At 36.7% G+C, this 19022-nt stretch carries 20 protein-coding genes and 1 pseudogene; 14 read left to right on the forward strand and 7 right to left on the reverse strand.

The features are described from left to right. Positions 1 to 157: 157 nt before the first annotated feature. Positions 158 to 2080: an ABC-F family ATP-binding cassette domain-containing protein gene (locus tag MHI46_RS03010; RefSeq protein WP_106025833.1), complete on the reverse strand. Its 1923-nt coding sequence runs from the start codon at positions 2078 to 2080 to the stop codon at positions 158 to 160. Between the two features lie 138 nt (positions 2081 to 2218). Between MHI46_RS03010 and moaC the strand changes: the two genes are divergently transcribed. Genes moaC through tatC form a run of 4 tightly spaced genes read left to right on the forward strand, consistent with a single transcriptional unit; the run spans position 2219 to position 4351 of the window. After that, positions 2219 to 2710, forward strand: a complete 492-nt coding sequence (gene moaC / locus MHI46_RS03015; protein ID WP_039176857.1) for a cyclic pyranopterin monophosphate synthase MoaC — start codon at positions 2219 to 2221, stop codon at positions 2708 to 2710. A gap of 15 nt (positions 2711 to 2725) precedes the next feature. Then, positions 2726 to 3379, forward strand: coding sequence for a redox-sensing transcriptional repressor Rex (locus MHI46_RS03020; protein WP_008355687.1), 654 nt, complete (start codon positions 2726 to 2728; stop codon positions 3377 to 3379). Between the two features lie 27 nt (positions 3380 to 3406). Continuing rightward, on the forward strand, positions 3407 to 3586 hold the full coding sequence (locus tag MHI46_RS03025) for a twin-arginine translocase TatA/TatE family subunit (RefSeq protein WP_008355689.1): 180 nt from the start codon (positions 3407 to 3409) through the stop codon (positions 3584 to 3586). A 6-nt stretch (positions 3587 to 3592) separates the two neighbouring features. Continuing rightward, positions 3593 to 4351 (forward strand): twin-arginine translocase subunit TatC, encoded by a 759-nt coding sequence (tatC, locus tag MHI46_RS03030; protein ID WP_098676753.1) that lies wholly within the window; start codon positions 3593 to 3595, stop codon positions 4349 to 4351. 39 nt (positions 4352 to 4390) lie between these two features. Here the strand turns inward: tatC and MHI46_RS03035 are convergent, their stop codons facing one another. From MHI46_RS03035 to MHI46_RS03045, 3 genes are read right to left on the reverse strand one after another with little or no spacing between them, the layout of a single operon-like run. Beyond that, positions 4391 to 5017 (reverse strand): NUDIX domain-containing protein, encoded by a 627-nt coding sequence (locus tag MHI46_RS03035; RefSeq protein WP_342503085.1) that lies wholly within the window; start codon positions 5015 to 5017, stop codon positions 4391 to 4393. Between the two features lie 56 nt (positions 5018 to 5073). Continuing rightward, on the reverse strand, positions 5074 to 5268 hold the full coding sequence (locus tag MHI46_RS03040; RefSeq protein ID WP_003213897.1) for a YdiK family protein: 195 nt from the start codon (positions 5266 to 5268) through the stop codon (positions 5074 to 5076). Continuing rightward, entirely contained in the window at positions 5265 to 5999 is a 735-nt protein-coding gene (locus MHI46_RS03045) for a CPBP family intramembrane glutamic endopeptidase (protein WP_268475152.1), read from the reverse strand. Before MHI46_RS03045 ends, MHI46_RS03040 begins: the two co-directional genes overlap by 4 nt. A gap of 229 nt (positions 6000 to 6228) precedes the next feature. On the opposite strand from MHI46_RS03045, the gene groES reads away from it, so the two are divergent. After that, positions 6229 to 6513, forward strand: a complete 285-nt coding sequence (gene groES, locus MHI46_RS03050; RefSeq protein ID WP_024426730.1) for a co-chaperone GroES — start codon at positions 6229 to 6231, stop codon at positions 6511 to 6513. A gap of 57 nt (positions 6514 to 6570) precedes the next feature. After that, positions 6571 to 8205, forward strand: coding sequence for a chaperonin GroEL (gene groL, locus MHI46_RS03055; RefSeq protein WP_024424467.1), 1635 nt, complete (start codon positions 6571 to 6573; stop codon positions 8203 to 8205). 263 nt (positions 8206 to 8468) lie between these two features. Here the strand turns inward: groL and MHI46_RS03060 are convergent, their stop codons facing one another. Beyond that, positions 8469 to 9209, reverse strand: a complete 741-nt coding sequence (locus MHI46_RS03060; protein ID WP_342503086.1) for a site-specific integrase — start codon at positions 9207 to 9209, stop codon at positions 8469 to 8471. A 108-nt stretch (positions 9210 to 9317) separates the two neighbouring features. Between MHI46_RS03060 and MHI46_RS03065 the strand changes: the two genes are divergently transcribed. From MHI46_RS03065 to MHI46_RS03090, 6 genes are all read left to right on the forward strand, one after another. Then, positions 9318 to 9815 carry a hypothetical protein gene (locus MHI46_RS03065; protein ID WP_342503087.1) on the forward strand — a complete coding sequence of 166 codons (498 nt, stop codon included), beginning with the start codon at positions 9318 to 9320 and terminating at the stop codon, positions 9813 to 9815. A gap of 382 nt (positions 9816 to 10197) precedes the next feature. Beyond that, positions 10198 to 10419, forward strand: coding sequence for a hypothetical protein (locus tag MHI46_RS03070; RefSeq protein ID WP_272510426.1), 222 nt, complete (start codon positions 10198 to 10200; stop codon positions 10417 to 10419). After that, on the forward strand, positions 10416 to 10700 hold the full coding sequence (locus tag MHI46_RS03075) for a hypothetical protein (RefSeq protein ID WP_342503088.1): 285 nt from the start codon (positions 10416 to 10418) through the stop codon (positions 10698 to 10700). Before MHI46_RS03070 ends, MHI46_RS03075 begins: the two co-directional genes overlap by 4 nt. Positions 10701 to 10953: 253 nt before the next feature. After that, positions 10954 to 12090, forward strand: coding sequence for an AAA family ATPase (locus tag MHI46_RS03080; RefSeq protein ID WP_272511033.1), 1137 nt, complete (start codon positions 10954 to 10956; stop codon positions 12088 to 12090). After that, entirely contained in the window at positions 12047 to 14422 is a 2376-nt protein-coding gene (locus MHI46_RS03085; protein WP_342503089.1) for a S8 family peptidase, read from the forward strand. The genes MHI46_RS03080 and MHI46_RS03085 overlap by 44 nt, the downstream gene beginning before the upstream one ends. A 69-nt stretch (positions 14423 to 14491) precedes the next feature. Then, the gene (locus tag MHI46_RS03090; RefSeq protein ID WP_342503090.1) at positions 14492 to 15208 is read left to right on the forward strand and encodes a hypothetical protein; all 717 of its coding nucleotides are present in this window, start codon (positions 14492 to 14494) and stop codon (positions 15206 to 15208) included. A gap of 124 nt (positions 15209 to 15332) precedes the next feature. Here the strand turns inward: MHI46_RS03090 and MHI46_RS03095 are convergent. Beyond that, a pseudogene (locus MHI46_RS03095) lies at positions 15333 to 15694 on the reverse strand (transposase); the annotation flags it as partial. Between the two features lie 323 nt (positions 15695 to 16017). On the opposite strand from MHI46_RS03095, the gene MHI46_RS03100 reads away from it, so the two are divergent. After that, positions 16018 to 16626 (forward strand): hypothetical protein, encoded by a 609-nt coding sequence (locus tag MHI46_RS03100; RefSeq protein ID WP_342503091.1) that lies wholly within the window; start codon positions 16018 to 16020, stop codon positions 16624 to 16626. Between the two features lie 140 nt (positions 16627 to 16766). Then, entirely contained in the window at positions 16767 to 17663 is an 897-nt protein-coding gene (locus MHI46_RS03105) for a hypothetical protein (RefSeq protein ID WP_342503092.1), read from the forward strand. Between the two features lie 109 nt (positions 17664 to 17772). Here the strand turns inward: MHI46_RS03105 and MHI46_RS03110 are convergent, their stop codons facing one another. Further along, positions 17773 to 18513 carry a hypothetical protein gene (locus tag MHI46_RS03110; protein ID WP_342503093.1) on the reverse strand — a complete coding sequence of 247 codons (741 nt, stop codon included), beginning with the start codon at positions 18511 to 18513 and terminating at the stop codon, positions 17773 to 17775. Between the last annotated feature and the right edge of the window lie 509 nt (positions 18514 to 19022).

Here is a 19022-nt window from a genome sequence, read left to right on the forward strand (position 1 = left end):
GTATAAATACGACCTTTTTTGTGGATATGTGATTAAAACACTGTGGATAAAGTGGATAAGTCTAAAGTGTTTAAGAATAATCAAGAAGTTATTGTGGGTATCGTTGTGGATAATAAATTTTCATTGAAAGAAAAAAGAGTACCCTTTAGGGCACTCTTTAAGAATCTGACAGCTCTTCCCACTCCGCAAAAAGTGATTCTAACTCTTGATTGAGCGTATCATTTTCTGTTTGAATGGCTTGGACCTTCTCGTGATCTTGAAAAATATCAGGATCACATAACAGCTCTTCATTTTCACCGAGCTTGTCTTCAATGACAGCAATCCGTTTTTCAATTTCTTCAATCCTGCGCTGCTTTTGTCTTTCTTTCTTTTTCAGTTCTTTTTCTTCCGCATAAGAAAGCTTTGTTGTTTCTGCTGGCTGGGCAGTTTGTTTTTTAACCGGTTCATTTTCTTGAAGTGCCTTCAGCTCTAGTTGTTCATTTTTCTTTTCGAGGTAGTAGTCATAATCACCGAGATATTCTTTAGTTTCTGTAGGCGACAGCTCAAATACTTTCGTTGCCAGACGATTGATGAAATAACGATCATGCGAAACAAATAAGATGGTTCCTGGATAATCGATCAGTGCATTCTCTAAAATTTCCTTACTATCTAAGTCCAGATGGTTTGTAGGTTCATCGAGAATAAGGAAATTGGCTTTTTGAAGCATCAGCTTTGCCAGCGCAAGGCGTGCTTTTTCTCCACCGCTTAATGCATGGACAGGCTTTAAAACGTCATCCCCTGAAAAGAGGAAATTTCCTAAACATGTCCGAATTTCTTTTTCATTCATATGAGGATAATCATCCCAAAGCTCATTTAGCACTTTTTTCGAGGATGTCAGTTTGGCTTGCTCTTGGTCATAGTAGCCGATCGTGACATGAGATCCAAAAGTGATGTCGCCTTTTACTGGTGTTAATGTGTTCGTTAACGTTTTTAAAAGGGTTGATTTCCCGATCCCGTTAGGACCAATGAGTGCCACACTATCCTCGCGTTTAATCTGAAAAGAAAGAGAGGATAGGAGCGGTGTTTTTTCATCATAACTAATATCGAGATCATGTACCTTCAGTACATCATTGCCGCTTTGTCTCGTAATATCAAAATGAAAGTTTGCAGATTTTTCATCTCCTAAAGGCTTATCTAAACGATCCATCCGTTCGAGCTGTTTGCGTCTGCTTTGAGCGCGCTTTGTGGTGGAGGCTCTTGCCAGGTTGCGGTCCACGAAATCCTGGAGCTTTGAGATCTCTTCTTGCTGCTTTTCGTATAGTTTCATATCCCGCTCGAGCTGCTCTGCTTTCAGATCCAGATACTTACTATAGTTCCCTGCAAACTTTTTCATCGAAGTTCTTGAGACTTCATAGACGTGGTTTACGACTTTGTCTAAGAAATAGCGGTCATGGGACACGATGAGAATGGCACCTGTATAATTTTGCAAATACTGCTCAAGCCATGATAAGGTATCAATATCTAAATGGTTTGTCGGCTCATCCAGAATTAAGAGTTCTGGTTTCATTAACAAGAGCTTTCCAAGTGCTAAACGGGTTTTCTGGCCGCCGCTTAAAGATTGGACGGTTGTCTCATCTTCAAAATGACTAAAGCCGAGTCCATGAAGAATGGAGCGGACATCTGCTTCATATTGATAGCCGCCTTGATCTTTAAATTCCTGCTGAAGCCTGTCATAGGTTTTCATCAGGGCTTCCAGCTCAGAACCTGTGGAAGAAGCCATTTTCTCCTCAATGGTTCTCATCTCTTGTTCCATCTCTTTTAAATGATCAAAAACCGATAATAATTCGTCTTTTAGCGTACGTGTAGACGTCACATCGGTATGCTGTGCTAAATAGCCGATCGATAGGTCTTTTGGTTTGATGATCTCACCTTGCTCGTAAGACATTTGACCGGCAATGATTTTCAAAAGCGTGGATTTGCCTGCGCCGTTACGACCTACAATGGCAATTCGATCCCTTGCTTTGACTTCCAATTTTATATTCGTTAAAACGGTATCAGCGCCAAACGATTTGGACAGCTGATTCACTTGTAGAATCATCATGTAACTTCACCTCTGCTATAATATGTTAAGTGTAGCTTATCAGCAGTAAACCGGCAAATGTTACATACAATCGCCATATTCAAATGAAAGACAGATAGGAAAAAATAGTGTATCATTTGAGTGAGGGAGCGTTGAAAGATGAGTCAATTTAGCCACTTTAACGAACAGGGAAGAGCAAAGATGGTCGACATTAGTGACAAATCGTCTACAGTGAGAACCGCCGTTGCTGTTTCAAGTGTTCGTATGATAAAAGAAGTGTTTCATAAAATACAACAGCATGAAATTGGAAAAGGGGATGTGCTGTCTGTTGCACAGGTTGCTGGCATCATGGCAGCAAAGCAAACATCTACCATCATTCCAATGTGTCATCCGCTTGCACTAAAAGGCGTGGATATCTCCTTTAATTGGGAGGAAGACGGAAATGCGCACATCCTGAACATACAAGTACAGGTGAAAACAAAAGGAAGTACGGGTGTGGAGATGGAAGCGCTCACTTCTGCTTCAGTATGTGCACTGACCGTTTACGATATGTGCAAAGCGATTGATAAAGGCATGATCATCGGTCCAACCTATCTAATTGAAAAGACAGGCGGGAAAAACGGTGATTTTCACAGAGCATCTGATATTTAAGTTGGAGGACCTTATATGAATATAGATCAGTCAAAAATTCCACAAGCGACAGCCAAACGTTTGCCGCTTTACTACCGTTTTTTAAAAAATTTGCATGCATCAGGAAAACAAAGGGTGTCATCAGCTGAGCTTAGTGATGCAGTCAAAGTGGATTCTGCTACCATTCGCCGAGATTTTTCGTACTTTGGTGCACTTGGGAAGAAAGGGTATGGCTATAATGTCGATTATCTCTTGACCTTCTTCAGAAAGACCCTTGACCAAGATGAAATGACCAATGTCATGCTCATCGGTGTCGGGAATTTAGGGACTGCTTTTTTACACTATAATTTCATAAAAAATAATAATACAAAAATTTCAATGGCTTTTGACGTCAATGAGAGTAAAATAGGAAGTGAGATAGGCGGCGTGCCTGTCTATGATTTGGATAAGCTTGAAGAGCATGTTCAAGAGGTAGGAGATATCCCTGTTGCAATTTTGACAGTACCTGCCGTAGCAGCTCAATCCATTACAGATCGTTTGATTGCCCTTGGCATCAAAGGAATCCTTAACTTTACGCCGGCTCGATTGAATGTGCCGGAACACATTCGAATTCATCATATAGATTTGGCGGTTGAACTTCAGTCTCTTGTGTATTTCTTAAAGCATTACTCTGTTACGCAGGAGGACTGACGAAAAGGGGTAAAGGGGGTGGAGCAAATGGGTCCGATCGGTCCTGGGAGTTTGATTCTGATTGCGATTGTAGCGCTCATTATTTTTGGGCCGAAAAAGCTTCCTGAATTAGGAAGAGCAGCAGGAGATACATTACGTGAATTCAAAAATGCCACAAAAGGCTTAGCTGATGATCAGGAAGAAAAAAAGAAAAAAGAAGATCAGTAGAATAGGATGAGCTTCATGAATGTCAAAGATATGCCGCTTATGGAGCATATTGTGGAACTGCGAAAACGCCTAGTGATCATTGCGATGTTTTTTGTCGCCTTTATGGTGGCTGGTTTTTTTCTCGCTAAGCCGGTCATTGTGTATTTACAAAATACCGATGAAGCGGCAACACTGACGCTGAACGCATTTAAGCTTACAGATCCACTGTACGTGTTTATGCAGTTCGCATTTGTCATTGCTTTGGTTTTGACGTGTCCCGTTATTTTATATCAGCTGTGGGCGTTTGTGAGTCCTGGCTTATATGAAAAAGAAAGAAAGGTGACACTTGCTTACATTCCGATTGCACTGCTTTTATTTTTGAGCGGTGTGGCTTTCTCTTACTTTATTTTATTTCCGTTTGTCGTCGATTTTATGATGCGAATGTCGAATGATTTAAATGTAGAGCAAGTCATTGGGATTCATGAGTATTTTACATTTCTAATGCAGCTAACACTTCCATTTGGCTTTTTGTTTCAGATGCCCGTCGTGTTGATGTTTCTCACCAGACTCGGCATCATCACACCGATGTTTTTATCAAAAATACGGAAGTATGCCTATTTTGTCCTTCTTGTCATTGCCGCACTCATTACACCGCCAGAGCTTGTTTCTCACCTCATGGTCACCTTGCCAATGCTCGTTTTATACGAAGTGAGCATTATCATTTCAAGAGTGACCTATCGCAAAATGCAGCAAACAGAGGAGAAAGAAAAACATTATGTTTCATAAAAAAGCATCATGATCCAATAAGGGATCACGATGCTTTTTCTATTGTGTAAGAAATTGATTGATCGTGTGAAAGAGGTGCTCATAATAGGCAGGCTCATGCGGGACAAAATTATGAATACCCACTTCGATGCTTTCCTCACGTCGTTCTCCGTTTGCATCAACTATAAAGCCCTCGATACGAATTCTTTCACATGATCCTGTTAAAAGCTGCTGTGCATCAAGCAGCTTTGCTCTGTACAGACCAGCGACTTCTTCTTTCTGTAGATGAACTTCCATGTGCTTTTCTTCATTCATATAAAGATACACATGGCAGAACTCACGGTCGATGAAAGAAGGCAGGTGAATTTCATCTTTTATGATTCCTGTATAAGTAAGGTCCTCAAAAAGGATAGAAAGACCAAGTTCTTCTTCTACCTCTCTTAAGCCATCAGAAGGCTGTTCATCTGCGAGAAGGTGACCTGCTGCGGTGATATCAAACAGTGAAGGAAAATCCTTTTTTGCAGGACTCCTTAGCTGAAAATAGAGATACAAGGTGCCAAGCTCCTTTTTAAGAAGCCAGAAATGAAATGTTTCATGCCAAAGACCTTGGGCGTGGACATCTGAACGAGCGGCAGCTCCAATGGTTTCATGCTGATCATTGAAGAAACGAAGTTTTTCATGTTCCATGAAGTTACATCCTCCATAAAAAAACCATTTTCCAAACGCGGAAAATGGTTTTTGATTTATTTTTGCTGCTGTTTTTTGAGTTTGACAGAGAAGGCAAACATTTTAAGCGCGATATTGATATTATAGGCCGCAAACACCATCAGCAAAATGCTGTAAAATGACCACATGTCACCTGGGTTTTGAATGGCCATATAGGTGAAAGCGACACCTACGGCAAAATAAATGATGCCCCATACGACTGGGTTTCTCATGAGAAAAAGCCTCCAATAATCATTTGCATGGTTTGAGATTGTTCTTCAATCATTTTTTTCACTGGCTCAATCTGCACAAGAACGACAAGTGAGTTCATCAGCATATGAGCGCCGATTGGGACAATGATTCGTTTTGTTTTCGCATATAAAAAGGCAAAGGTAAAGCCCATTGCAGTATAGAGCAAGATATGGGGAAAATCATTGTGTACAGCAGCGAAAACCACTGAACTGGCAAGTGCCCCAATGAAGAAATTCGTTTTTTCATAAATCACACCAAAGATGATTTTACGGAAAATGATTTCCTCTAAGATCGGACCAATCAGGGCGATGACGATCACAAGCCAAGGAACGGCATCCATAATGGATAAAATGGTTTGCGTATTTTCTGACTCACGGCCAATGCCGAATGCATATTGTTCAATCACGCCTGCAATCGATTGTGCAAAGAGAGAAAGAAAGAAACCGCCAATGATCCATGCGATAGCAGAACCGATTGAAGCAGGTGCTTCATTTCGCAGTGAAGCTTTTGGGACGGTTCGAAGGATGAGCAGAATAATGATCAATCCGATACAGAAACTGATGATTGTCCACGTTCCTGATAATTTTGAAAGCTCTGTTTGAGTCATCGGTGATTGAATGAATCCCAGCCATTTCATTATGAGAAAATAAGGAAACGCAGATACCTGTACCAATATATAGGTTAAGATGATGTACCAATATTGTTTTTTCAAGTAACGAAAACCCCTTTACTAAAAGAACTAAATTTATTGTAACACAAGTCTTCTTTTTCGATGAAAAGGAAAGAATCTGAGATTCAAAAAGATCGTGAAAGCGTAAAAATTTTTAAAGGTTTTCACTTGAAATTGCAGAAGACATTCTTTATTATAATAAATGTGTTAGCACTCACTGGTGATGAGTGCTAAAAAAGACTACATATAAAAATTGAGGAGGTTGTTTCTTATGTTAAAGCCATTAGGCGATCGCGTAATCATTGAACTCGTTGAATCTGAGGAAAAAACCGCTAGCGGTATTGTTTTACCGGATTCTGCAAAAGAAAAACCGCAAGAAGGTAAAATTGTTGCAGCAGGTTCAGGGCGTGTACTTGAAAGTGGTGAGCGCGTTGCGTTAGAAGTAAGCACAGGCGACCGCATTATCTTCTCAAAATATGCAGGCACTGAAGTGAAATATGAAGGAAAAGAATATTTAATCCTTCGTGAGAGCGACATTTTAGCTGTTATTGGTTAATCACATAAAAAAGCATTGAGATATATTTTCTAAAAAGACTGAGGAGGTTTCGTTATTATGGCAAAAGATATTAAGTTCAGTGAAGAAGCACGTCGTGCGATGTTACGTGGTGTAGATGCACTTGCAGATGCTGTAAAAGTAACTTTAGGACCAAAAGGACGTAACGTGGTTCTTGAGAAAAAATTCGGTTCTCCACTTATCACAAATGATGGTGTAACGATTGCAAAAGAAATCGAATTAGAAGATGCATTTGAAAACATGGGTGCAAAACTTGTGGCTGAAGTTGCAAGCAAAACTAACGACGTAGCTGGTGACGGTACAACGACTGCAACAGTTCTAGCTCAAGCGATGATCCGTGAAGGTCTTAAAAACGTAACAGCTGGTGCAAACCCTGTTGGCGTTCGTAAAGGGATCGAAGAAGCAGTGAAAGTAGCACTTGAAGGCTTGCACGAGATTTCTAAACCAATCGAAGGTAAAGAATCAATTGCTCAAGTTGCGGCTATTTCTGCAGCAGACGAAGAAGTCGGCAGCCTAATCGCTGAAGCGATGGAGCGCGTAGGCAACGACGGAGTTATCACAATCGAAGAATCTAAAGGTTTCACAACTGAGCTAGAAGTGGTTGAAGGTATGCAGTTTGACCGCGGATATGCTTCACCATACATGGTGACAGATTCTGATAAGATGGAAGCAGTTCTTGAAAATCCTTACATCTTAATCACTGATAAAAAAATCACAAACATTCAAGAAATCCTTCCTGTACTTGAGCAAGTTGTACAACAAGGAAAACCATTATTGCTTATTGCTGAAGATGTAGAAGGCGAAGCACTTGCAACTCTTGTTGTGAACAAACTTCGTGGTACATTCAACGCAGTAGCAGTAAAAGCACCTGGATTCGGTGATCGTCGTAAAGCAATGCTTGAAGACATCTCTGTTCTAACTGGCGGAGAATTAATCACAGAAGATCTAGGACTTGACCTGAAATCAACTGAAATCGGTCAGCTTGGCCGCGCGTCTAAAGTCGTTGTGACAAAAGAAAACACAACAATCGTTGAAGGTTCAGGAGATTCCGCTCAAATTGCAGCACGTGTGAACCAAATCCGTGCACAAGTAGAAGAAACAACTTCTGAATTCGATAAAGAAAAATTACAAGAACGTCTTGCAAAACTAGCTGGCGGCGTCGCTGTCATCAAAGTTGGTGCTGCAACTGAAACAGAACTAAAAGAGCGTAAACTACGCATCGAGGATGCACTGAACTCAACTCGCGCAGCAGTTGAAGAAGGTATCGTATCCGGTGGTGGTACAGCACTTGTGAATGTATACAACAAAGTCGCTTCAATTGAAGCTGATGGTGACGTTCAAACAGGTGTAAACATCGTTCTACGTTCTCTTGAAGAGCCAATTCGTCAAATTGCTCACAACGCTGGTCTTGAAGGATCCGTTATCGTTGAGCGCTTGAAAAACGAAGAAATTGGCGTAGGCTTCAACGCAGCAACAAACGAATGGGTAAACATGATCGAAAAAGGAATCGTTGACCCAACAAAAGTAACTCGCTCTGCACTTCAAAACGCAGCTTCTGTAGCAGCAATGCTTCTAACAACTGAAGCAGTCGTTGCTGACAAACCAGAAGAAGGCGGCTCAGGCGGCGGAATGCCAGATATGGGCGGCATGGGTGGAATGGGCGGAATGATGTAATCAACATCATAAAGCCTTGATATATAGGGGTTTTTAAGTGGAATAAAGATAAATGCTCATACTTTTGCTCATAGTAAGCAAAAAATGCTCACTTTTTTCACAAAAACCATCTTATCAGAGAAGGTCTTTCATCAGTTTACTGAACTGGTGGGAGGCCTTTTCTTCCATATTAGCGGTCATATGAGCGTAAATATTCATTGTTGTGTTTATATCCGTATGTCCCAAACGTTGTTGAATCTCCTTTACTCCTACTCCTGCTTCAATCAAAGGGATGTATGGGTATGCCTAAAAGAATGGGGAGTAATATTTTTTTCTATTCCTGTTTTCTTTAATAAACGCTTTAATCTGGTTTCTACAACTTTCCTTAATTGTGGATGTCCATCATCCCGAGCGAAAATAAACTGATTATCTACATAAATAGAGCCTTTTCGTAATTTTATTTCTTTTTGCTTGAGTTTATGGCGTTTCAGCATCTTAACCAAATTTTCATCAATCCGGATGGTACGAATTGAGCAAAATGTTTTTGGTGTGAGTAATTCATACTCTTTTATATTGTTTCTTGGGTTGTACAAAGTCTTAGTGACACGTAGTGTGCCTTTATCTTCATCAAAGTCAGCCCATTTAAGTGCAAGCAATTCCCCTATACGTAAACCTGTAAAGGAAAGAGTCGTAAATACTAAAGAATCCATTTCTAGCCCTTCTGAATCAGTAAGCTTCAAGAATCGGGCTAACTCTCCTTTTTCTAAAAATTTTATTTCCTCATCTTGGCTTTCAATCTCTTCTACCTTTGCTTGATATTTGGGCAATTGAATATTTTCAGTGGGATTTATTTTTATAAGCCCCATAGCCACTGCATGATTAAATATCATTCGACCACAAGCGTGTATTCCACTTAAATAATTACGACTGTACTTTTCAGATAGTTCGATTAATCGCCTATGATAAATCTGTCTGGTTATTTTTTTTAATGGATAAGGCCCCCATACTGATACAAAATGTTTCATTTCCTTGCTTCGTGCTCTAACGCTGCTTACTTTCGAATTTTGAGCATAGACACTTAACCATTCTTGGGACCGTTCTCTATTTCTTCTTCTAACTTACGAGCAGCAGAGTTGGCTTCTTATGCAGGGGAGATAAAGAGAGATGAAGAAGCGGAGCTGTACTGGCACGAAATATATGAAGCGTTGTCAACAGGTGTAGGAGGCTTGATAGGAGCGGTAACAAGTCGAGCAGAAGCTCAAACAATGCGCTTGGCATGTATTTATGCCTTGTTGGATCAATCGAAGACTATTACGGTTACTCACTTAAAAGCTGCTCTCAGCGTTTGGAACTATTGCTTTAAGTCAGCTCGCTTTATTTTTGGCAATGAGGCGGTGCTTGATCATCCAAGGGCAAAAAGGCTGCTTGAAGAGTTGAAAAAACGTAAAGAGGCTGGTAAAGGTGGTATGACCAGAACCGAAGTGAGTCGGGACTTTTTTAAAGGCAATATTTCCAAAACGGAACTTGACATGATTTTCAAAGACCTACATTCAAATGGATTTATTCAGGTGAGTAAAGAAAAGCCGTCTGGAGCTAAAAAAACTTTTCAAAAAATAACGCTTCTCGATTAAATTCTACGGAATTTACGAATTTAACGAATCAATATAGAAAAGTTGAGTTTATAAAGGGTTCAAGTTGATTTTACGCAACGAAATAAAAACGGATTAAAGTACGAACTTTATTGAAAAACAGGAAAATCCCTTTAAAGTTCGTACTTGGTTCTTAAAAGGTTCGTTGTCTTAACAGTAGAGAAAAACCTATTATACCAACTTTATAGCTATTAACTTCGTTTAATCCGTATAATTCGTAACAAGAGTAAAAGGACTCTGGAGAAGAACGCTTGTCAGCAATAATTAAATAACTATATTAAAAGGGTAATAAACATACACTTTTGTATAAAAAAATAGAGTCTCTACCATTGGTAATACATCTTTCTAAGGGAGCGAAAAAAATATGAGTATGCCAAAAGGGAATATCCGATTAAAACAACCTAAGGACGTTAGACGCCTACTAGCTAGAGTAATTAATGAACTTTTGCAGCAAGAGCCATCGAGCATTGAACGGGCTAGAGTAATTGCAACGCTATCAAATAGTATTATAAAAGCAATGGAAGTAGGAGAACTTGATGAACGTATTAAAGAAATCGAAAAGCAATTAGGAGTGGAAGAGTCATGAAAATTCGTCAACGGTTAATTAAATTGGAAAAGCTATTGCCAGAACAATTAAAGCTAGAGAAGAGAAAAATTGATCCCACCATTTCATGGTTAATTAATAACAATGAGGAATTTAAGAATTGTTTAAAGCAATTATGGAGATTGAGTTTGAAGGCAGGTCAGAATTCTTTTCAGAAAGATAGCTGGCCAGAAGCATATCGTGGACAAGTAAATATTATACAAGTAAGAATGAACGAAATATACGAACAACATAGTGAATCTGAATTCACCTCCAGTGTATGATCGTAAAGAAAGCCAAAGAAATATGCACGGGGTCTATTTTGGGCTACAAGAAATTTAAAAAAAATTCAAGTAATTGTTTTGTGATTTTGGATTTAAGTATCTGTAAATAATAAAAATGACATAATAACTTGAATTTTGATAAAAAAATGATTAAAATCGTACACAAGTTTATTGAATTCGTGCATAAATTGTACGATAATGGTAATATATATTAGTAAAACAAAGTATAGGTAGGAGTTGGAATTTTGTGTATATGAAAACTGAAATATTAAAAATAATTGAAGGGGGTCTCGAAAAGAATCCAGAAAAAGTACGGAGTTATGCAAAATTAGTATCTGAAAAGCTCCAATCTCAGGGAGAGGATAAATTTGCAGAGAGAATATTAAACATCCTTAATAATAAAGGAGCTCATCCTGTTTTCTTAGATGAGTTTATGGCAAAACCAGTTGATACCGATAGCAGGTTAGATATGGTAGAAATAACAATGCCAGATGATTTTAGTGAAGAGTTAATATTACCTAATACTACAAAAATAAAACTAGAATCATACATCCAAAATATTAAGAAGAGGGATAAGTTTATTGACTTAGGGTTAAATCTGCCTGAATCCCTCCTACTTTATGGTCCTCCAGGTTGTGGAAAGACTAGTATCGCCCATTATATTTCAAAGCAAATAGGACTTCCGTTAGTAACAGCAAAATTAGATGGGTTAGTTTCATCACTACTAGGAAGCACTGCGAAAAATATAAGAAAAATATTTGAATATGCACAAGCTAGACCTTGTATTTTGTTTCTAGATGAATTTGATGCGATTGCAAAAGCAAGAAATGATGAACACGAAGTTGGTGAGCTAAAAAGAGTCGTAAATAGCCTTTTGCAAAACATTGACAAATTTAACAAAAATAGTATACTAATTGCTGCAACTAATCATGAAAAACTCTTGGATCCTGCTGTTTGGCGAAGATTCTCAAATACAATAGAAGTTCCTAAACCATCACAGACTGAAATTTTGGAGCTTTTAGAACTCTTTACATTGAATATGGTCAACAACTTTACTAATGATACTAAAAAAGTTGGGGTACTCACCAAATTATTAGAAGGTATTTCTCCATCAGAAATAAAGGTAATATGTATCAATGCGATGAGAAGAAGTGTCTTGGCAGATGAAAATACCTTGAGTTATTCAAATTTATTATATCAAATTCATTTAAGTCGAAGCTTACCTCTTGATCAAGTTTCATTGGTTAGGTTCTTAAATGAAAATGGTGTATCTCAGATTGACGTATCAAAAACGTTAGGAATATCACAGAGGCAAGTAAGAAACATACTTAATAACAAGGGAGAAGATGATGGTGGAAAAAAAGAAAAATCTTCCGATACGAATATTTGAAAAGAGAGAGAATGTGGATGATCGTTTAACAGAGGGGGGTGGGGGAAATCCTCCTAAATGGGTATTGAATGGTGAAGAGTTACTGAAAAAATCTACTCTGTTATTAGATGATTTACAAGATACCTTCCCAAAAATAGAAGGGAAACTTAATAAATATAAAGGTACCCCGACTGTTATTAAAGCAAAAATGAATGAAGATGCCATCGCAAAAAGTCACCGAAAAGAATTAAAGGAATTGTTTTTATCTAATAAACAAGACAATCGCGTAATCGGAATATCGGATGACCAGGAATTATTCATTAGGGTAGACAATATCGAGCAATTAAAAGCAGTAGATAATAAACTAAAACAAGTTGAACGAAATGAAAAGGCAATTTCGGGAATTGATAAAATTGACTCATATGATCCAATTATTACATTAGACAATATTCAACCCCAAAAGGATGGAAAATACTTATTAAAGATAAGATTTTTCGATTTTAATAATTATCAATTAAATGAATTGGTATTACGAAACTTTAAAGAACTAATAAAAAATAATTCTCACATCGAGTTAATAAAATCAGTTAAGTATGCGGAGAACTTATATATTCATGAAGTAAAAACAGACTCTCTTGATACTGTTAATTTATTTAATGATTTTAGCCCTCTCAAGTCCGTTGAACCAATGCCTATGTTAGAAGTGGTTCAAGATGATTTTTTTAGTCAGGAGACTCTGAGCATGCCTGAACCTGATGACGGAACGGAATATCCGATAGTTGGGGTATTGGATTCCGGAATTGCAGATATACCATCACTTAAGGCGTGGAAACTATCTAGGTATACTAATTATCCTGAGAAGCTGTTAAATCCAGCACACGGTACTTTTGTTGCTGGCATAATTAATTTTGGAGATATTTTAGAGAGAAAAGAATTAACAGGGGTAACCGGTTTTAGATTATTAGATGCCGCAGTTTTTCCAAACGCAAACTTAGAATCAATTTCTGAAGCAGAGTTAATCGACAATATTAGAGAAGTGGTCGAAGAGTATGGAAGTGCCATAAAGATTTGGAACTTATCAATAGGGAGTCATATCGATATAAAAAATGCGGAATTTTCAGAGTTTGGAACTGCGTTAGACAATATTCAAGATGAAAATGATATTTTAATAATAAAGTCTGCTGGGAATTGTAGAAATTTTCTTGATGGATTACCAGTTAGTAGAATTGCAAGAGGTGCTGACTCAATTAGAGCATTAACCGTTGGATCGATAGCTCAATCCAAAACTGAGTCTGATATTGCAGAGAATAATCACCTTTCTCCGTTTAGTAGAGTTGGCCCTGGCCCCTCAAATATTATTAAACCAGAGTTAGTCCATTATGGTGGGAATTGTAGTGTTGATAATAATAGGCCAGTACCCAATGGTGTTAATTCTTTCGATGTAAATGGTAATATTGCTAAAGATATAGGGACTAGTTTTTCTACACCAAGAGTTACAGCAATAGCAGCTGATTTAAACAATCGTATTGGAGAAGAATTTGATCCAGTATTACTTAAGGCACTAATGATACATTCAGCCAAATATCCAACGGAAGTAGATTTACCAAATAATGAAAAAATTAACCAACTCGGATTTGGTATTCCGGGTAAGGCTGCAGAAATATTATACAATGATCCCCACGAAATTACTCTTATTTTAAGAGATACTTTGAGTAAAGGGGACTTTATAGAAATATTAGATATTCCTTACCCGCAATCTATGATTAATGAAGAGGGTATTTTCTATGGCCAGATCTTTTTAACATTAGTTAATTCACCAATCCTAGCAGTTAATCAAGGGCCAGAGTATTGTCAGTCTAATATAGAAGTTGCATTAGGTACATATGATGAGAAGACGAGCCGAGATACTAAAATAGCTACTATTAGAAATCCAATTGGTAGAACAGGTGGCCAAAATCTGCTAACTTCAAGTATCTATAGTAAAAGGAGAAATATCGGTACAGAAGAGTTCGCAAGATCGGAAAAAGTGTTACTTCAATATGGTGACAAATATTATCCAAACAAAAAGTTTGCAGTTGATTTATCTGAATTGACCCAAGGTAAAAAGGAGAAATTTTTACTTTCACCCAAAAAGTGGTACTTGAAGGTCGAGGGTCTGTATCGTGAATTCATCGAGAATCAGGCAGAACTAGATAGAATGGATCTTTCACAGGATTTTTGTATAATTATTACTTTTAGAGATCCAAAAAGAGAAAAAAATATATATGACGAAGTATCTCAATTACTTGATTCGAATAACTTTATTCATAGGAATATAAGAATTAGACAGGATATTGATATCCATTTAGATTAATATAGTCCTGTTATTATAGAGAGGGAGGAGTTATCTATTAATAATGGAAATTTAGAACTTTTTAAAGAAATGTATTATTACGAAATCGAACAAAAGGAAAAGTTAAATAGTAGGGTCACTATCCCTATTGGAGTACTGACTCTTTTAGTTGGACTAGTTATCTATTACTTTAAAAATATAAAAGATATTGACCTGAATGGTTGGGGAATAGTCTTTTTCGTTGTTTATATTTTATTTATATTATCAATTGTATTTTGCGGATACCTGGTTTTTAAAGCTTATTACAATTATACTTATCACTATTTACCGGATCCTACAACATTCCAAAATGATACAAACAAAATAATAGATTACTATGAAACTAACTATGAAACTTTCTTTAAAAATGAAGGCGCTAAATCAGAATTAATTTCAGATGAAATAAATAAAATGCTATGTAATTATTACAAAGAGTGTACAACTCAAAATGTTAATATGAACAAGTTGAAGGTTACTTATTTAAGGTATGCAGGGTATGCGACAGTTATTGCTCTTTTCTTAGCGCTGTTTACGGTCCTTCCTTTTCAATTCTCCTTCAAGGATGATAAGGTAAATAAAGTGGAAATTCAACAACTAGATGAAGTGATAACAGAGTTAAATAAATTAAATAAAGGAGAACAGATGAAAATGAATAACAATAATACGAGTAGTCAAACACCACCACCTAAACCACAACCTTCTGGACCGAGAGTAATAACGGAAAATTTCGATTTAAATGATTTAATTAAACGCGAAGATTCAAAATAACAATAAAAAGGGGCCAGTCAACTTGGACAAGCTCCTTTTTTTATTCATTAGAGGATATTAGGTATAAATAAGGAGAATAAATATGGAGATAGCAAAATAGTAATTGCTTTGCTTATAAGGGCAGCCCATGCAGTTCTTTTGAATCTGCGAAGCTTCGCTCTACTTTCTCTTTTCTAAATTTATAAAGTTTTTTTCCTGAAGCTGAAAGTCTGTTTAGGCGAACCTTTTCCTTGTGCTCTTCCCACCAAGCCGGGTTACCACTTTTTGAGTGGTCTTTGACCTTGTACACTCTTGTAGAAACGGACATTCGGCACACTTTTTAGGATTAGACTTATATTCACGGTAACCTTCCCTTGTTGTTGTACGATAAGCTAATTCCTGCCCGTTCGGGCAGATATAAACATCCTGTTCTTTCTTGTATGTAAACTTCGACTTTGGTAAAAGACCTTTTGTTGGTTTGTACCTTCGATGGGCAATAACATTAAATGGTCTTCCGGGAAGGATTTAATGGCACTCGTCGTGCACCTTAGTTCTCAAAATGTTAATTAACAACGTTTTTAAGACTCTTTTCACTTCTATGGAAAGGGTCTTTTTTATGCCTACAAGAGAATATTTCCAACACATTCGAATTTTTACATAGTCAATTTAACCTTAGAATTTTTGTCTTGCAACATCCCCCAATTTTTGGAGACGCTGTATATCTTGAAGAAGAAAAATCATGAATAAGGCATTAGGATATAGGAAAAATAGAATTGTTTAATACATTTTTATTTTTAGATGTAATCCATTATAAGAGGAGAGAATTCTTTGTGAAAATAAATTTTGAATATTATGTAACAGCCCGTATATCAGATAATTTAATTAATGGTACTGGAAAGATTATTTTTGATAATAATGAATTCACTGTAGATATACAGTTTAAGCCTGCTCTTGTCCCTATTTTAACACTTAAGTCCTTTATCTGTACTGTTTGTGATGCAGCAACTTTTAGTCAAGAAGGTGATAGTATTCTAAAGCTTTCAGGTGGGAATTTTTTTGCCACCCGTAGTTGTACAGGTTTAGACGATATTGAATATCATAAATTAGCTTCTTTAGTAAATGTGGAAAAAAAAGCAGAAAATTTATATACTTCACATGTTTATTTGGTGGGTGCTAAAGGAGGTTCTGCATTGAGTCCACCAAGTGCTAAAGATTACAGCATGACGATTACACATAGTGGAGACCATCGAATCCAGGGTGAATACAGCCAGGGGGTCTTTTCTGGTAGCATTGAGCATCTTAGCTTTATATCCACTAAAGCAGAATATATTTACAATGGTCCTTCTCTATCAGGTGCGAGAATTTTAAAAAATGAGTATGATCAATCAGAATATAATGAAACGGAATTGTTTATTAAAGGTAAATCATCACTAAGCTAAGATGTCACAGTTTTAAATAAAAACAAATGCCATTACTTTATAAGAGGTTGTGGAGGGGAGAAAGCTTTTTAATATGCTAGGATAAAGATAAAATAAATGGTCACTGACGGATTTACGATTAAGGTTGGTTGAAAGTAAAAGTGGAACAATTGGTAGAAAAACAATCGATAATAATCATGTTGGCTTTTAAACATTTGCAAAGAGGTGTTTTAATTACAATGGAATATATTAAAAAAATACAGCCATATGTAAAAGAAGGTTGGACATGGAAGGAGCTATCTAAAGAAGCAGCAGAGGGGTTAGTAGCTTCGGTTAAATCAGATGTTTTTTTAAATACGATAAATGATATTTGGGGGAAAGGAGATATAAATTATGTAGAGTTGTTTCACCAAGCAATAAGTGAAATTTGTACTCCAGTAAGGCAATCAATTGATCAAGCTTTTTTTGAAAAATTTTTATCTGATGTTGATAAAATTAGAAGTGTTCTTGTTATGTATGTTTCGACAAAAGATGAACAGAAGTTAAATTTTATCTATGAACAAGTAATTATTTTAATTAATCAATTAGGAGGTTTTCCAAGAAGAGATCTCATAGAAGTGGCTGGTGCATTTCTTTATGCGGCACATTTACATTTATATATTGTTAAGGCACATATAGAACTTTACCCTGACAATAAAAGCACCCTAATTGAACTTTGCTTAAGGTATAGAGATGCAGTTTTTCAAATAGATGATTCGTTATCGAAACGTATTTTGGCAACATTTAATCCTTGTACCTATCAGGGAACAGAATGTGTCCCGCATCCACAAGAATGTTCTTCTATACAGCATCGATATGATATGGATGATATTTGGGTTGATGGGAGGGTACATATCTTTATAAATGAAGATAAGGATGAAGCGGTGAACCAATGTGAAGTAAAATATGAGCAAATTTACAAAGAAAGAGTTTTGCCTGTTCAGGAAAGCGGTGGGATTTTTACAAGGACCGGTAATAAGTGGAGAGAAATTGAAACTAAATTTATTAATCTAGGATAAAATAGTAAGGCGGTTTAAATTTAAAATTAAATAAACCGACAGGAAAATTCTAGGATAAGAAAGTTCCTGCCGGTTTAGAGTGCTTTAAGAATTTCAGACCATTTTTTTATTATTTTTGATAAGGTTGGACAGTTACTTTACTATTCAGTACTACTGCCAATTTCTGATCTTGGGTTAACTGCTTATTGGCATTTTGATATTCAACCGTCCAAACTGTAGGAAAAGGAAGCGTTTTATTATTGTTGTAAACATACTCTGTTGATGCATAAATTATATATTCCTCTTGATCAGTATTTACAATCCTTTGTTTATATTGTCCTCCAATTCTTCCAGGTGATTTTTGCTTCATTAAGATTTGATATCCGCCTATTGATACAAAATTAGTTGGTCCTTTGTAAGTGCCACAAATAGTAACGTCTGCCTTATACAAATTTTCTCCTATGTTACGCATTTTTAGTATTGATACTAAAGCTCCAACAATTTTACCCCTAGGGTCTTGGATTGTATAACTTCTAAAACCTTCATGATTTCCACCACTAAGGGAAAGCATACTTAGAGCCCCCTCTATCTCCTCTGCAAACCCTCCACAACTTATGGAAAGAATTGAAAAACCAGTTACCGCGGGATCAAAAGAAGGTGGTATCTCTTGAAACAACAAAGAACCTATAAATTTTTCGTGATTTACTGATGTAGACGCCGTACCAGAAGCAAATACTGAATCTCCGTTTACCTCTCCTTTTACTGAGTATATAATTTTATGCATGTCATCACCTTGATTGAGGTAAATTGGGTTCGATTGCATCGGAAATGATGGTTGAAATCCGCCATTGAACTGGTGGCTATTTAACAATTAAAGCACCCCCATTTAGCTTAATAAAAACATTTTCCAATAATATGGTTATTAATTGGGGTGAGAAAAAAGAACTTATTTAAAAAAACTTAAAAAATTAAGGGTTTATTGGTAGTTGTAGTTTAACTGAATGGGAAGTTTGTATTCGCTTTCTTCCCAACATGTATCAAGACTTCCATGAAGTTTTATTTCCTAATTAACTAATAGGAGCAGTAAAGCTATGCACCAAGTCGTATTGTTTAGGCTTTTTTTGATTCGCGGCCAAACAATATAAAGGGTGTTCTTGGGTTGGCTCAAGATTATTACACTCCTTTTGAAGAAATTTAATTAGTTTCCGGATAACTTAATTCCTTTGCAAAAAACATTTACTCGTACAAAATGTTGCTATCGTTCTTTGGTTAACTAATAGTTGAAGGAAAGTTTGACCACAGTTTAACCACGAAACATTTAGAACCATATTTATTTCATTTTTAAGTATGAAATAAAGACCTTGCTGTTGCAGGCTTTAG

The sequence above is a fragment of the Bacillus sp. FSL K6-1000 genome, from assembly GCF_038630785.1.
In the GTDB taxonomy this organism is placed as follows: domain Bacteria; phylum Bacillota; class Bacilli; order Bacillales; family Bacillaceae; genus Bacillus; species Bacillus safensis.

Coding starts and splice junctions, on each gene's coding strand:
- tatC (WP_098676753.1), top strand. CDS start 3,593: ATGAGCTTCATGAATGTCAAAGATATGCCGCTTATGGAGCATATTGTG.
- moaC (WP_039176857.1), top strand. CDS start 2,219: ATGAGTCAATTTAGCCACTTTAACGAACAGGGAAGAGCAAAGATGGTC.
- MHI46_RS03020 (WP_008355687.1), top strand. CDS start 2,726: ATGAATATAGATCAGTCAAAAATTCCACAAGCGACAGCCAAACGTTTG.
- MHI46_RS03060 (WP_342503086.1), bottom strand. CDS start 9,209: ATGAAACATTTTGTATCAGTATGGGGGCCTTATCCATTAAAAAAAATA.
- MHI46_RS03080 (WP_272511033.1), top strand. CDS start 10,954: ATGAAAACTGAAATATTAAAAATAATTGAAGGGGGTCTCGAAAAGAAT.
- MHI46_RS03040 (WP_003213897.1), bottom strand. CDS start 5,268: ATGAGAAACCCAGTCGTATGGGGCATCATTTATTTTGCCGTAGGTGTC.
- MHI46_RS03085 (WP_342503089.1), top strand. CDS start 12,047: ATGATGGTGGAAAAAAAGAAAAATCTTCCGATACGAATATTTGAAAAG.
- MHI46_RS03010 (WP_106025833.1), bottom strand. CDS start 2,080: ATGATGATTCTACAAGTGAATCAGCTGTCCAAATCGTTTGGCGCTGAT.
- MHI46_RS03090 (WP_342503090.1), top strand. CDS start 14,492: ATGTATTATTACGAAATCGAACAAAAGGAAAAGTTAAATAGTAGGGTC.
- groL (WP_024424467.1), top strand. CDS start 6,571: ATGGCAAAAGATATTAAGTTCAGTGAAGAAGCACGTCGTGCGATGTTA.
- MHI46_RS03070 (WP_272510426.1), top strand. CDS start 10,198: ATGAGTATGCCAAAAGGGAATATCCGATTAAAACAACCTAAGGACGTT.
- groES (WP_024426730.1), top strand. CDS start 6,229: ATGTTAAAGCCATTAGGCGATCGCGTAATCATTGAACTCGTTGAATCT.
- MHI46_RS03025 (WP_008355689.1), top strand. CDS start 3,407: ATGGGTCCGATCGGTCCTGGGAGTTTGATTCTGATTGCGATTGTAGCG.
- MHI46_RS03075 (WP_342503088.1), top strand. CDS start 10,416: ATGAAAATTCGTCAACGGTTAATTAAATTGGAAAAGCTATTGCCAGAA.
- MHI46_RS03035 (WP_342503085.1), bottom strand. CDS start 5,017: ATGGAACATGAAAAACTTCGTTTCTTCAATGATCAGCATGAAACCATT.